The sequence below is a fragment of the Streptomyces sp. NPDC091282 genome (assembly GCF_044757385.1).
GTDB classification, from domain to species: domain Bacteria; phylum Actinomycetota; class Actinomycetes; order Streptomycetales; family Streptomycetaceae; genus Streptomyces; species Streptomyces gramineus.
This window is the reverse complement of the sequence record NZ_JBIVUX010000005.1, coordinates 540,238-554,172: the sequence shown is the minus strand read 5'-3', so window position 1 is coordinate 554,172 and position 13,935 is coordinate 540,238. Positions and strand designations below refer to the sequence as shown.

General features: G+C 71.5%; 9 protein-coding genes and 1 pseudogene. 2 read left to right on the top strand and 8 right to left on the bottom strand.

Annotated features, from left to right (window positions below; translation table 11 throughout):
* Window positions 1-41: 41 nt before the first annotated feature.
* From ACIQOE_RS25885 to ACIQOE_RS25860, 6 genes and pseudogenes are all read right to left on the bottom strand, one after another.
* Window positions 42-1,037, bottom strand: a pseudogene (locus ACIQOE_RS25885) (beta-ketoacyl-ACP synthase III); the annotation flags it as partial.
* Complete coding sequence (locus ACIQOE_RS25880) at window positions 1,034-2,722, bottom strand: FAD-dependent monooxygenase (protein WP_401413993.1); 1,689 nt, start codon at window positions 2,720-2,722, stop codon at window positions 1,034-1,036. The pseudogene ACIQOE_RS25885 and the gene ACIQOE_RS25880, both read right to left, overlap by 4 nt.
* Before the next feature lie 127 nt (window positions 2,723-2,849).
* Window positions 2,850-3,881: a ketoacyl-ACP synthase III family protein gene (locus ACIQOE_RS25875; protein WP_365569043.1), complete on the bottom strand. Its 1,032-nt coding sequence runs from the start codon at window positions 3,879-3,881 to the stop codon at window positions 2,850-2,852.
* Window positions 3,878-4,927 carry an AfsA-related hotdog domain-containing protein gene (locus ACIQOE_RS25870; protein WP_351317079.1) on the bottom strand — a complete coding sequence of 350 codons (1,050 nt, stop codon included), beginning with the start codon at window positions 4,925-4,927 and terminating at the stop codon, window positions 3,878-3,880. Before ACIQOE_RS25870 ends, ACIQOE_RS25875 begins: the two co-directional genes overlap by 4 nt.
* Window positions 4,928-5,030: 103 nt before the next feature.
* Entirely contained in the window at window positions 5,031-5,252 is a 222-nt protein-coding gene (locus ACIQOE_RS25865) for an acyl-CoA carboxylase epsilon subunit (RefSeq protein WP_351317076.1), read from the bottom strand.
* Window positions 5,249-6,793 carry an acyl-CoA carboxylase subunit beta gene (locus tag ACIQOE_RS25860; RefSeq protein ID WP_401414226.1) on the bottom strand — a complete coding sequence of 515 codons (1,545 nt, stop codon included), beginning with the start codon at window positions 6,791-6,793 and terminating at the stop codon, window positions 5,249-5,251. The genes ACIQOE_RS25865 and ACIQOE_RS25860 overlap by 4 nt, the downstream gene beginning before the upstream one ends.
* Before the next feature lie 299 nt (window positions 6,794-7,092).
* Here ACIQOE_RS25860 and ACIQOE_RS25855 point away from each other — a divergent pair, with 299 nt between their 5' ends.
* A complete protein-coding gene (locus ACIQOE_RS25855) occupies window positions 7,093-8,040 on the top strand; it encodes an ACP S-malonyltransferase (RefSeq protein WP_401413990.1) in 948 nt (315 codons plus the stop codon).
* 67 nt (window positions 8,041-8,107) lie between these two features.
* Here the strand turns inward: ACIQOE_RS25855 and ACIQOE_RS25850 are convergent, their stop codons facing one another.
* Window positions 8,108-8,974 (bottom strand): helix-turn-helix domain-containing protein, encoded by an 867-nt coding sequence (locus ACIQOE_RS25850; RefSeq protein ID WP_401414224.1) that lies wholly within the window; start codon window positions 8,972-8,974, stop codon window positions 8,108-8,110.
* A gap of 541 nt (window positions 8,975-9,515) precedes the next feature.
* On the opposite strand from ACIQOE_RS25850, the gene ACIQOE_RS25845 reads away from it, so the two are divergent.
* A complete protein-coding gene (locus ACIQOE_RS25845) occupies window positions 9,516-10,733 on the top strand; it encodes a hypothetical protein (RefSeq protein WP_401414222.1) in 1,218 nt (405 codons plus the stop codon).
* 618 nt (window positions 10,734-11,351) lie between these two features.
* On the opposite strand, the gene ACIQOE_RS25840 is transcribed toward ACIQOE_RS25845, so the two are convergent.
* Complete coding sequence (locus tag ACIQOE_RS25840) at window positions 11,352-13,784, bottom strand: tetratricopeptide repeat protein (protein ID WP_401413988.1); 2,433 nt, start codon at window positions 13,782-13,784, stop codon at window positions 11,352-11,354.
* Window positions 13,785-13,935: the final 151 nt, after the last annotated feature.

Below are 13,935 nucleotides of genomic sequence, written 5' to 3'. Positions count from 1 at the left end.
TCCTCTCGTTGGCGGTGCTCGGGGTGGTGGGTGCGGCCGGCCGGTTCCAGGGCCGGCCAGACGAGGGCGGCGGAGCCCCAGGTGAGGCCGCCGCCGAAGCCGGTGAGGAGTACGCGGTGGCCGGGCTGCAGGTCGCCGTCGGCGGCGGCGTCGCGCAGGGCGAGCGGGATCGAGGCGGCGACGGTGTTGCCGACCCGGTCCAGGTTGGCCACGATCTGCTTGTCCTCCAGACCGAGTTGCTCGCCGACGGCGGCCAGGATCCGGATGTTGGCCTGGTGCGCGACGACCTTGTCGACCTCGCCCGGACTCCAGCCGATCCGGTCGAGGAGGTGCTGCGAGGAGCGGCTCATGTTCAGCACGGCCTGGGTGAAGACGGGCCGGCCGTCCATGGTGAAGAAGTGGTCCCCGGCGTCCGGCGTCCCGGGCGTGGAGCGCTGCCGGGAGCCGCCGGCGCGCACGGTGATCAGGTCGCCGCCCGAGCCGTCGCTGCCCAGGTCGAAGCCGAGCAGCGCGCCCGGTTCGTCCGCCTCGCCGGCCCGCAGGACCACGGCTCCGGCTCCGTCGCCGAAGATGGCCCGGGTGGTGCGGTCGGCCGGGTCGAGGATGGTGGAGAAGGTGTCCGCGCCGATCACCAGGGCCCGTTCGGCGACCCCCGCGCTGATCATGGACCACGCGGTGGCCAGCGCGTACACGAACCCGGTGCACACGGCGGAGACGTCGAACGCGGGCACCGTCCCGAGGCCCAGCCGGTGGGCGACGTCCGGCGCGGTGGCCGGGCAGGGCCGGTCCGGCGTGCTGGTGGCCAGCACCACCAGGTCGACGTCACCGCGTCCGGCCGAGGCCAGCGCGTCCCGTCCGGCCGCCACCGCCAGGTCGGAGGTGGCCTCGCCCGGCGCGACGACATGACGCCGGCCGATCCCGGTCCGGGTGCGGATCCACCGGTCGGAGGTGTCCAGCTCGCGCGCCAGTTCGTCGTTGGACACGGCCCGTTCCGGCAGCGCGCCGCCCAGGCCGCACAGGACGGCGGCGCGGCTCACGACGCCAGCTCCTCGGACGCGCCGGCCGCCTGGACCGGGGGCACCGCAAGCGTCGTCAGCCGGGCCGACGGGGCGTCCTGGACCTCCGCGGCCGGCAGGCCGGCGGCCGCCCGGAAGCTGCTTCCCACCCTGCGCAGGGCCGTTCGGACGGCCGTCGGCTCGGGGGCGACGATCGCCGCGGTGTGCCCGTCGGGGCGTACCACCAGTGCCTTCGGGGCGGTGCCGAGCAGGGCGGTGAAGCCCGGCCAGGCGGAGATGTCCCGGACCGGGACGCCGTCGGGGACGGCCGCCGACACGGCGTCGCGGGTGGCCAGCCAGGTGGCGTCCTGCCGTTCACCGGCCCACAGCAGCACCGTCAGCCGCGCCGGGTCGATCGACGGCCAGCGCTCGGCGCCCGGCTGCGGGTCGTCGTGCGCGGCGAACACCGGCAGCCGGTCGCCGACGCGGATCCTGCGGGTCAGTCCGGGCAGCGTGTCGCGCAGCGACTCGGCCGGCCGGTAGCTGACGTCGTGCTGCGCCATCAGCGGCGCGCCGAACCGCTGCAGCATCCCGGTGCGGTGGGCCAGCCGTACGGTGGCGTCGCGCAGCGCGAGTTCGTGCCGCCGCTTGAACAGCCCCCAGCTGGTCTGCTTGGCCGTGGTCAGCACGATGCGCTCGGCGGCCAGGCGGCGGTCGCTGTCGTAGGTGTCGAGGATGCCCGGTTCGAACGCGCCGCGGACCACGCCGGCCAGTTTCCAGGCGAGGTTGACCGCGTCCTGGATGCCGGTGTTCATGCCCTGCGCACCGGCCGCGCTGAACACGTGGGCGGCGTCGCCGGCGAGGAAGACCCGGCCCGCGCGCATGGTCTCCGCCACCCGGCGCCGGGCCCGGAAGATGGTGGACCAGTCGAGGTCGCCGACGATGCCGGGCCGCGGCGAACGCTCGTCGACGAACCGCTGGAACAGCTCCGGCGGCGGCCCCTGCTCCTCGCGCCAGTCCGGCACGCTGATGGCGAGCCGGTACTGGCCGCCGCCGAACGGGGCGATCCCGAGGGCGCCGGAGCGGGAGTAGCAGTACACCAGCGCGTGCTGGTCCAGGTCGCCGGCGACCGGGCCGTCGCCGATCGCGAACAGGACGTCGTTGCCGGTGCCCAGCAGCTCGATCCCGGCGAGGCGGCGCACCGCGCTGTGCGCGCCGTCCGCGCCGATCACGTACTCCGCCTCGATGTCCTCGTCGCGCCCGTCGGCCCGCCGCACCCGGGCGAGGGGCCGGAGCCCGGAGGTGTCGAGCCCGGTGAGGGAGCCGAACTCGACGGCGCCGCCGTACGCGGCCAGCCGGGTGCGGATCACCTCCTCGGTGGTGTCCTGCGGGACGACCACGCCGAAGGGGTAGGGGGTGTCCGTGAGGCGGCTCATCTCGATGGCGCCGAGATGCCGCTTGTCCGAGTAGTACTGCACCGAGTCCAGCCGGTTGCCCGCCTCGATCAGCGGCTCGGAAGCTCCGATGCGGCCGAGGAGTTCCAGGCTGCGCGGCCACACGACGCTGGCCCGCGAGTGCTGGACGGGACCGGCGGCCGAGTGGTCGACCAGCCGGACCGGAACACCCTGCGCGAGCAGTTCGGTGGCGAGCACCAGTCCCACGGGGCCGGCGCCCACGACGAGCACGGGACGACGCTCATCGGGGCCCTCGCGCTGAGGGAACGTCATGACAGTCCTTTCGTCGAAGATCGGGATGCGAAGGGTTCGGAACCCGGGTGGGGTTCGGGGTGTCGAGGGGGCCGGACGAGCGGGGGTGCCGGTTCGGCGGGGCCCGGAGGCGGGGCGTTCGCGCGGGTCAGGTCCGCTGCACCACGACCGCGCTCCAGGTGAACCCGGCGCCCGCGCTGAGCACCGCCGCGTACTCGCCGGGGGCCAGCCGGTGCGGGCCGGTGTCACCGGCGAGGGCGGCCAGGTTGGACAGCAGGTCGCCGGCGCCGAGGTGGCCGGTGTTCTCGCCCAGGTCGGCCAGGGGCGCGTCGGTGACCTCGCCGACGGCGGGGCCGTACACGTCCCGTGCCGTGGCCCGGCCGAGCCGCGGCAGCAGGACGGCGCTCAGCCGCCGCCCGCCGCCGATGCCCGCCTCGGCCAGCGCGGCGGCCAGCACGGCCGTCGTCTCCCGGCGCAGCCGCTCCAGGAACCGCGGTTTGCCGTGCTCGGCGAGGAACGCCTTCTTGGTCCGGCGCACGTCCACGGCCGCGCTGCGGGTGTGCGGTGCGGGCTGGAAGACGTCGGTGTCGCGGTGCGCGCTCTCCAGTTCCGGCGCCGCCCGGCTCTGCAGACCCCGCAGCGCCAGCGCGCCCCGGGGGCGGGGTCCGGTGCCGACGACGGCCGCGGTGGCGCCGTCGCCGTACCAGACGCCGTAGTCGCCGGCCCACCGGTCGAAGCCCGGCGGGGCGAAGCGGTCGGCGGTGGTCACCAGGACCGGTCCGTCACCGGGCCGCGCGGCGAGCTGGTGCACCGCCGTGCGCAGGGCCGCCGCCGCGCCGTTGCACATCTGCTGGACGCCGGTCGGGATCGCGTCCAGGGCGCCGGTCCTGGCGGCCACGTAGTGCGCGGGCGACCAGAAGTCGTGGCCCTGGTGGTAGGTCCAGGCGTGCAGGACGGCGGCGAGGTCACCGGCGGGGACGCCGGCCCGGGACAGGGCGTGCCGGGCGGCACGGACCGCCATCGCCGGCGCGGACACGTCCGGGGAGACGGGCAGTTGCCCGTAGCCCATCGCGTCGGCCTCGTCGGCCGTCACCCGGCCGGCCGCCAGCGCGTCCGCCGTCTTCTCGGTGGTGGGCGGCAGCCACTCGGCGGGCGTGAGCCATATGCCGTCGGGGCTCATACGCACTCCTCGCCGTCGAGGAGCGGCACGCCCGTGGACGCCGTCGTGGTGTGCATCCGGCCGGAGGCGATGATGTCGCCGTCCTGCTCGAAGTCGATGTGGAAGGTCCTGAGGTCCGGCAGCATCAGGCTCAGGTTGTCCTCGTGCGCGTACGGCTCGGTCTTGCGGATGTGCACCGTCGTGGGCGCGTCCAGCTCGGCGTACCGGGTGAAGGAGAACTCGAAGCCGGCCACCGTGCTCCGGCTGACCGAGGCGCCCCACAGGTCGGAGACGCCGAGCAGGCACAGCTGGCGGGCCGCCTCCATGAGGACCATGCCGGGCACGTGGTCCTGGCCGTGGTCGAACATGCTGCGGTTCTCCAGCGGCACCCGCACGGTCGCGCTGGCGTTGTCGCTGCCGACGGTCGCGGAGCTGAGGACGACGTTCGCCGGGTCGCTGCGGCCGACCAGGTGCGGGTCGACGTAGGCGGTCTGGCGGGGCAGGTCCTTGAACGGCACCAGCGGCCGGCCGCGGCCCTGCAGGCGGACCGTGTCGTAGACCTCGGCGGGGATGTAGCCGACGTCCATGCGCACGAAGCCGAGGCAGCGCTGGGCGAGCTTCATGTCGATGCCGAAGGAGAGCCGGCGCACGTCGCCCGGGGTGCCGCGGCGGTTGCCGGTGCGCACCGAGATCCGCAGCTCGCCGGGCTCTTCCTGGTGCGGGAGGGTGAGCAGGCCCGGCAGCTCCATCGACCAGGAACGCAGCAGGAACTTGCTCTTGCGGGAGACCCCGGCGTACTCGTGGCCGCCGTAGGTCTCGGCCTGCCGGCAGCACTCCAGCAGCAGCATCGGGTCCGGGCAGCCGAGCCGCGAGGTGCTCTCGGTGTAGTAGGCGTGCAGCGGCGGGAGCTGGGCGGCGGCGAGGTATTCCTCCTCACCGGTCTTGCGGGCGTCGGTGAGAAATACCTCGGAAAGCGCCCAGCGGTGCAGCAGGGAACGGTCCACGGTGCGCATGAATTCGAGGTTCGCGGCACCCGGAAGGCAGGTCTTCTTGGTGGCAGGTGGCATTTCCTTCGTCCTCCTGATGAGGCGCGGGACGGGGGTCGATTCCCTTTTCTCCCGCGTGATTCCATTGTCGGGCGGGGTGGCACATCGCTCGCTAAAAGCGGACTCAAAGCACCCAGGCCAGCGGACTGCGGTAGGCGTTGCCGGCCCGGTCCCAGGTGGCCCGCGGCACGGCGGGGCCGGCCGGCTCGGCTGCGGCCTCGGCGCGCGCCCGCAGCACGCTCAGCACGGCGACCAGCGCCGCCAGTTCGTCCGGACCGGGATCGCCGCGCACCACCCGGAAGGCGGCCTCGCGCAGCATGTCGGCCGAGGTCGGCGCGGCGCTCACAGCGGGGTGATCCCGTGCTTGCGCTGCGGCAGCGCCCGGTGCTTGGTGCGCAGCATGGCCAGCGAACGGGCGAGCACCGCGCGGGTCTCGCCCGGTTCGACGACGTCGTCGACCAGGCCGCGTTCGGCCGCGTAGTACGGGTGCATCAGCTCGGCCTTGTACTCCTCGACCATGCGCGCGCGCATCGCCGCGGGTTCGTCGGCGGCGGCGATCTGCTTGCGGAAGATCACGTTCGCGGCGCCCTCCGCGCCCATCACCGCCACCTCGTTGGTGGGCCAGGCGAAGGACAGGTCCGCGCCGACGGAACGGGAGTCCATGACGATGTAGGCACCGCCGTACGCCTTGCGCAGGATCAGCTGGATGCGCGGCACGGTGGCGTTGCAGTACGCGTACAGCAGCTTCGCGCCGTGCCGGATGATGCCGTTGTGCTCCTGGTCCACGCCGGGCAGGAAGCCGGGCACGTCCAGCATGGTGACGAGCGGGATGTTGAAGGCGTCGCACAGCGACACGAACCGCGCGGCCTTCTCGCTGGCCCTGATGTCCAGCACCCCGGCGCTGGCGAGCGGCTGGTTGGCGATGATGCCGACGACGTGGCCGTCGATCCGGGCCAGCGCGCACACCACGTTGGGCGCCCAGGTGGGGTGCGTCTCGAAGTACTCGCCGTGGTCGACGATCTCCTCGACGACCTCCCGCACGTCGTAACCGCGCGCGGGATCGGCCGGGACGAGGCCGGCGAGCCGGTCGGTGCGCCGGTCCGCCGGGTCGTCGCACGGCAGCACGGGCGGGGCCTGCCGGTTGTTGGAGGGCAGGTACGACAGCAGGTGGCGCACGTCCTCCAGACAGGCCGCCTCGTCGTCGTACGCGAACGCGGCCACCCCGGACACCGACGCGTGCACGTCGGCGCCGCCCAGTTCGTCCATGGTCACCTGCTCGCCGGTGACCGCCCGCACGACGTCCGGGCCGGTGATGAACATCTGGGACACGCCCCGGACCATGAACGTGAAGTCGGTCAGCGCCGGCGAGTAGGCCGCGCCGCCCGCGCACGGGCCGAGGATCACGCTGATCTGCGGGATGACACCCGAGGCGCGCGCGTTGCGGCTGAAGATGCCGCCGTACCCGGCGAGCGCGGTCACCCCTTCCTGGATGCGGGCGCCCGCGCCGTCGCACAGGCTCACCAGCGGGGCGCCGGAGGCCTCCGCGAGGTCCATCAGCTTGTGGATCTTCATCGCGTGCGACTCGCCGAGCGCGCCGCCGAAGATACGGAAGTCGTGGGCGTAGACGAAGACCTGGCGGCCCTCGACCGTGCCCCAGCCGGTGATCACGCCGTCGGTGTGCGGCCTGCGGCGCTCCAGGCCGAAGCCGGTCGCACGGTGCCGGCGCAGCCCCTCCAGCTCGGTGAACGACCCCTCGTCCAGCAGGAGTTCGATGCGTTCGCGGGCGGTGAGCTTGCCCCGGGCGTGCTGCGCCTCGGTCGCCCGCTGCCCGGGGCCCGCCTGCACCTCGGCGCGCAGCCGCCGCAGCTCCTCCACGCGTACGTGCATGCTGTCGGGACGCTCGGGCTCCGGCTCGCCAGGCGGCACCGGGCTGTGCGCCACGGGATTCTCGACCACGGTGGTCATGCCTTGTCCTCCCCTCCGGACGCCCTCTGGACCGAGGCCGCCCGGAAGAAAGGGTTCGGGGTCGCGGGCAATGCCCGGCTCAAGCCGCGAAAAAGCCTCCTGTTCCTTTTCCGGGCCTTGAGCGGAAAACGGGCCGGGCGTGAGGAAAAAGCGATCCGTGACTTGAGCGGACCCCTTGGACGATGTCCTCGACCGTCGTCGGAACATCGAAAGGGCAGATCATGGTCGCGCACGTTCACGGGTCCACCGCCGAGCCGCGGTACGCCGTCCTGTTCCCGGGCCAGGGAGTGCAGCGCCCGGGTATGGGCGAGCCGTGGCGGCACACGCCGTCCTGGGAACTGGTCGACGCCGTCTCCCGCGCCTCCGGCTTCGACGTCGCCGAACTGCTGCTGACGGCGGACCAGAAGACCCTCTCCCGCACCGACCACGCCCAGATCTCCGTGTTCACCGCGTCCCTGCTGGCCTGGTCGGAGTTCCTGCGGCAGGAGCCGTCCGCGCACGTGGCGGCGGTCGCCGGGCACAGCCTCGGCGAGTACGCGGCGCTGGTCGCCGCCGGTGTGCTGTCACCCGCCGACGGCGCCTGGCTGGTCGGCGAACGGGGCCGGGCGATGGCCGAGGCGGCCCGGCACCGGCCCGGCGCGATGGCCGCCGTGATGGGCGGCGGCCCGGAGCAGGTCACGGCCCTGGTCGACCGGGCACGCCGGGACGGCGCCGAGCTGTGGGTGGCCAACCACAACGGTCCGCAGCAGACGGTGGTCGCCGGCAGCCGCGAGGCGGTCGAGTCCACCGCCGCCCTCGCGGCCGGGGCCGGGCTGCGCTACAGCGTCCTCCCGGTCACCGCCGCCTGCCACACCCCCTACATGGCACCCGCGGGCGAGGCGCTGCGCCGGGCCCTGGACCTGACGGACTTCGCGGCCGGCACGCTTCCCGTGGTGGCCAACGTCGACGCCGCCGCCCACCGCGGCGGCGACCACTGGCGCGACCTGTGCGCCCGCCAGCTGGTCGGCCCGGTCCGCTGGGCGGACACCCTGCGCGTCCTGCACGAGGACCTGGACGCCGCCGCGTTCCTGGACATCGGCCCGGGCGCCACCCTCGCGGGCCTGACCCGCCGCGCCCTGCCGGGGGCCACGGTCGAGCGCTTCAAGGTGGCGGCGGGGCAGGCGGCCTGAGGGGGCGGGAACGGGCCCGGGGCGGGAACGCTCGCACAGCCGCCGTTCACCACCCCGGCGTCGGGGTTCAGCCGTCCGCCCGCTCCACCGGGATCCACACCTCGGCCTCCGCCTGCGTACCGTCCTCGGACAGCCGCGTGCGCGAGAGGGACGGACCGGGCCGGCTCCGGTACGGGTTGGACGGGAACCACTGCGTGTACACGTCCCGCCAGAGGTACTGCACCGCCCGCGGGAACTCGCCCGAGGACTCGAACACCGCCCACGTCCCCGGCCCGACGTCGAGGCTCTGCGAAGCCCCGGGCACCTCCGCCTCGCTCACCACGCCCTGGAAGTAGTCGATCTCGGTGCCCTCCGGATCGTCCGCGGAGTGGTTGCCGACCACGGCCACCACGCCGCCGGGCTCCCCGTCCCCGCACGCCTCCCAGCGCCCCAGCGTCTCCCTGCCGATGCTCTTGACGAACTCCACGATGGCCGGGTTCATCCCCTCGTAGACCAGCGGGACCCGGGTCCCCCTGCCCACGATCCTGAACCCGTCCTTCTCCACGACCCGGTACCGCATGCCGCTGCTCCCTTCGACGATCAGCCGGAAGGACATCCGGGGCTGGGAGTACAGCGCCGCACCCGTCCGCCGCGCCTCGCCGGGGCCGACCCCGTGCACCGCGCGGAAGGCACGCGCGAACGCCTCGCCCGAGCCGTACCCGTACCGCACCGCGACCTCCAGCAGCGTCCGCTTCCCCGCGAGCACCTCGGCCCCGGCGAGCGTCAGCCGCCGCCGGCGGACGTACTCGGAGAGCGGGATGCCCGCCAGCGCCGAGAACATCCGCCGGAAGTGGTACTCCGACGTCATCGCGATCCGGGCCAGCTCGGCCACGTCGACGGGCTCACCGAGGTGGTCCTCGATGTGGTCCATGGCCTGATTCAGCCGCTCCAGCACCTCCGGCCGTCCTTTCCTCACGGACCCCCACGCTAGGCGGGCCCCACCGCGGCGGACCCGACATCCTGTGCCCGCTGCGGTCGGGTGGTCTCACCGCACATCCGCCCCGCGCGGCTCCGCGGTCGGCCCGTGCCGACCGCACCGCACTGCACTGCACCGGTCTCCGTAACCCCTGGACCTCCCGCGAACCCGCCCTCTGCCTAGGTCGCATAGGTGGCGCCTTAGAGCACAAGGAGGGCACCCCACGCGGGACCGGAAAACGACCACTCCCCAAGTCACGGACCCGAGGGCTTCACATGGAGTCGGTGGCAGCGAACTCGCCCTCTCAGCTCGGAAGCGACGGTGCTTGGAAGGTCACGCAATCGCTGACTGGAGCTCATGTGGCGAAGGGATCGCTTCGCAAGAACGCATTTAGCCCGCAAGGGTATTGCAAGGAGCGTGCAAGGAAAGCGATGGGCCTACCGGGAACCGTCCTGTCGTCAGACGCAGGCAGAGACAAGCGACGGGGGATCACGTGTCTGTCCAAACGACGAAACCAGCCCTGATCGAGCAGGGGCACTGGCTGACGGTACGAGACTGCAAGAGAGTTCTCGTGGTTGTGCACACAGTGACCTTCGCCCAACGACTGCGCGAGGTCTTCGAGCTGCTGGAGACCGATCTGCGTATTCAGCTGGTCTTTACGGTCGCACCGCACGCCTTCGGCAACGGGGTCACCGAGTTCCTGCAGAATCTGGGCATCGCCACGGTGCCCTGGGAAGAGTCCCTGCGGGGCGAGTTCGACCTCGCGCTCGCGGCGGGATCCCGCGGCGTGCACGAGCTGCGGACACCGGTCGTGCGAATCTCGCACGGGGCTGGACAGATCAAACTGCTCACTGACACGAGCACACTGGCACCCGGAGAGCGGAGGTTTCCCGGGATGCTGAGCCGGCAGCACCTGATGCACGAAGAGCGACTGGTCCCGGCGGCAATCATCTACTCACATGACCGGGATCTGGAGGAACTCGGCCGATCCTGCCCGGAGGCAGCCGCAGTGGCACATGTGGCGGGCGATCCATGTGTCGACCGCATCGCGGCCGGCAGGCCGGGGCGGGAGTCCTACCGTCATGCGCTGGGAATCGAGAACGGGCAGCGGCTCGTCGTCGTCACGTCCACCTGGGGTCCGACTTCGACGTTCGGACGGCTTGGCTCTCTGTTGCCTGAGTTGCTGGGTCAGTTGCCCCGTGACCGCTATCGCGTCGCGATGCTGGTTCATCCGAATGTGTTCGCAGGCCACGGGACCCGACAGGTGCGCCGCTGGCTGTCCTGCTGCCAGAGCCGGGGAATCTCGGTCGTCCCTCCGGAAGCCGACTGGCAGGGGCCATTGATTGCGGCTGACTGGATCATCGGCGACCACGGGTCACTGACCTGCTATGGAGCGCTCACGGACGCGGTGGTGCTCTTGACGGCCGGGTTGCCGAGGGAGGTCTCTGATCACTCCCCGGCGGCTCTGGTGTCGGCCGTCGCCCCGATGATCTCTCCTGGGTACTCGCTGGCGGAACAACTGGAGTACGCGTCGTTACTGCACCGCCCTGGACAGTACGACCATGTCGCCGCCGCGCTGTCCTCCGCTCCGGGGCAATTCCACCGAAGGATGCGTTCGGTCGTGTACAGCATGCTCGGGATGGGAGAACCGGCCCATCCGCCGTTCGTCGCGCCGCCTCCTTCGCCGCCGTCACTGACTCGGTGGGAGATCTCCGCCTACAGCGAGACGACACTGTGAGTGCCCGGCTTGCGTTCTCGGTGCCTTGTGCCGCATGGGCCACGGTGTGTTTCCGCATGGCACGGACCGGCGTAGAGTTCGAGGGGGACGGCCTGGAGGACCGGTCGGCCTGCGCCGTCTGGCGATCAGACACGGCATACGGTTCCGTTCTCGTTCGATTCGAGCCGCTGTTGTCGCCCGTGGGCCCGCACACGCATCCGTTCCCGTGCCGACACGCGCCCGGCCTGCTGCCCTGCGATGTACATCTCTGGGTTGACGCAGACAGTCTGGAATGGGCGGGGCTCATGGCACACGCCGATGTTCTCGTGAGTCGTGTGCCGCTGTCGACCGAGTCGGCCCATCGGCGGGTGTGCGAGTTGCTGGAGAACAGTCCTGCATGCCTTGCCGCCGCCGTACCCGACACAGCCAGAACGTGCGTCGTCGGAGTTCGGGATCGGACTGGCGCCGTGTCGTTCGTCCGGCCGGAACGGTGCGGGTCCGACGCCTCGGTTCCGCTGACGGTGTTTGCCTCGGTCGTCCACGCGTGGACGGTATCCGGAGGATCGCACCGCGCATTGCGCTGCCTGGGGGAATTACGGCGTCGCTGAGTGGCGGGACAGCCGGTCGCGGCGGCGGTGATCAGAGCTGCCGCAGCCGGTTGTCCAGACGCTGTGTGTCCTCGAGGCTCAGACGTTGGAAGAGGTCCCGGGCGGCCTCGTAGTACCGCAGCGACTCCGCACGGTCACCGCTTGACTCGAAGGCTTGGCCGAGCCATTCGAGGCAACGCGCCTCCCAGTGCTCTGATCGCGCACCACCCGCCTGGAAGCGAGCGAGTGCCTCCTGCAGCCGCGAGACACCACCCTCGGGATCCCCGCCGCGGTCCTGGACGTGGCCGAGAAGCGCCAGAACGCGGGTCGCCTCGTACGTCTCTCCCAGCTCGTCCAGTTCGTCGCCGGCATGGCGCAGTTGCCACGCGGCAGTCGCCAGGTCCCCACTGGCCAGAGCGGTCTCGCCGAGGCGCCGCCGTGAGAGGGCGGCTCCGCGCCGGTAGCCAATCGACTCCCGCAGCCGCAAGGCCCGCTCGAAGTGGTCTCGTGCCTCATCGAGCCGCTGAGCCAGGAGACTGATGTGTCCCAGGCCATTCAGAGCCTGTGCCTGTTGGCGTGCGTCGCCGTCGGCCATCGCCATCTGCAGCGCCTGCCTGTACCAGTCGGCTGCCTCCGGAAATCGACCGGCGTTGCGCAGGCCGATCGCGCCGGAGGTGAGCATGCGACCCTCCCCCTGCCTCGAACCGCTCCGGCGTGCCGCTTCGAGACCGAGGCAATGTGCCTCGATCCACATCTGGGTCGGCCGCAATCGGAGAAAAAGAGGCCATATGAGGTCCGTCAAACGCCAACAGGAGGAGTGCCAGCCGACCTGGGCCGAGTGCCTTACCGCACCCATCAGGCCATTGCGGTGCCTGTCAAGCCAGGCGAGCGCCTCCTCGGGGCCATCGAGTGGGGTCGGGAGCGCCCCTTCCTCGGGGAGGTGCTGCCCCGGCAGCCGGTGACTGGGGGTGAGGATGCTCTCCGCCGAGGCTGCGGTGGACAGACACCAGTCGACGAAGCGTCGCAGCGTACGCTCATGTCCGCCAGGGTCCTCCAATTCTTCGCCGAGTCGCCGAGCATGCGGCTGAACGAGATCATGGAATCGGTAGGTACCCGGGCCCGCCTCTTCAAGGAGGTTCGCCTCCACGAGAGCGTGGGCGGCGATTTCGGCGGCCTGTTCGGTGTCGCCCGTCACCTCCCCATCGCCTGCCAAGCCGGCCAGCAACGAGACGTCGTGCCGATCCGAAGGCAGCAGTCCCATCCGGCGGTACAACGCACGGCTCTCGTCAGGGAGTACGTTGTACGACATGTCCAGCGCCGTACGCATCACGGCCTTCCCGTCGGCGCGCAGTGTGTCGACGGCGCCCCGGCCACTGGACAGGCTGTCGGCCAAGGCGGACACGGAACGGTGGGGGCGCAGGGCGAGCTGTGCGGAGGCCAGGCCGATCGCCAGGGGCAGGTGGCCACACAGTCTGACCACTTCACGTGCGGCGGTGGGGTCCCGCACCACGCGCGTCCCGCCGCCGACAGCCAGGAGTTCGATGGCCGACTCTGCAGGCAGCCCCTCCAGCCGATGTACGGAAGCGCCGTCGACGCGCAGTCCGGTCAGGTTGTTTCTGCTGGTCACCACAGTAAGCCCGGCCGGTGTGCCGAGAAGGAGCGGACGGACCTGAGCAGCCGTGAAGGCGTTGTCCAGGAGGACGGCCAGTCGCAGTCCCGAGGTCATGGAACGCCACAGCGCGCTCCGCTGCGCAGCCCCGGTCGGCACCAAGGGCGCTCCGAGCGCGATCAGGAAGGCTTCCAGTACGACGGTCGGAGGGACGGGTCCGTTCTCTCCCTCTGCGTTCCATTCGCCCAAGTCGGCGTAGAGCTGGCCGTCGGGAAAGTCGTCGACGTGCTCGTGCAGCCAGTGAGTGGCGAGGGCAGTCTTGCCCACGCCCGCGAGTCCACTGACCACCAGGACCTGCGGCGCATGGGCCGTGTGGTGAATCCGTAAGGCGTCCAGACACTGTCGGTCGGTTTCCCGGTCGATGAACAGCGGTGTCACCGGCGGAAGTTGGCGGGGTACGGGCAGACGTGATCCGACACTCGCGGAGAGCGGGTGAAAGTGGATGCCCCCATGGATGTCCCGGGCTTGCACGCTAGGGCCGTGGAGAACAGAACTGCCAGTGACGACGTTGGTGGTCGCGACGGACGAGAGTCCGGGGGAGATGCCGCCGAGGGTGCAGCGACGGCGCAACCACTCGCTGAGCGCGTGCCGTGTCGCCGAGTCGCGCGAAGCCAACGTCTGCAGACGGTCGACCAGTTCCCGCTGGAGTGCCGCCGACTGCCATCCCACCGGATGCAGGGACACCGACGGGTCCGCACGGGCAGCCGTTTCCAGCACTGGTGCCAGACCACGCCATGCGGGGGATTCCGGGTCCGTGCCACAGGAGGCCAAGGCCGACAGCAGCGCTTCCCGTCCGTCCGAGAAGAAGGCAGGCACGTAAGCAACTCCTTTCAGCTCCCAGGGCTTCACTCCCCACTCTCGACAAGAAGTGAACTAAAGCAGCCATTTATCAGTCAATCTTGCGCTCATCGAGTCTTACCGTGGTCAACCATGCCAAGCCCATGACATCCTCGAATGCTCGGCAATC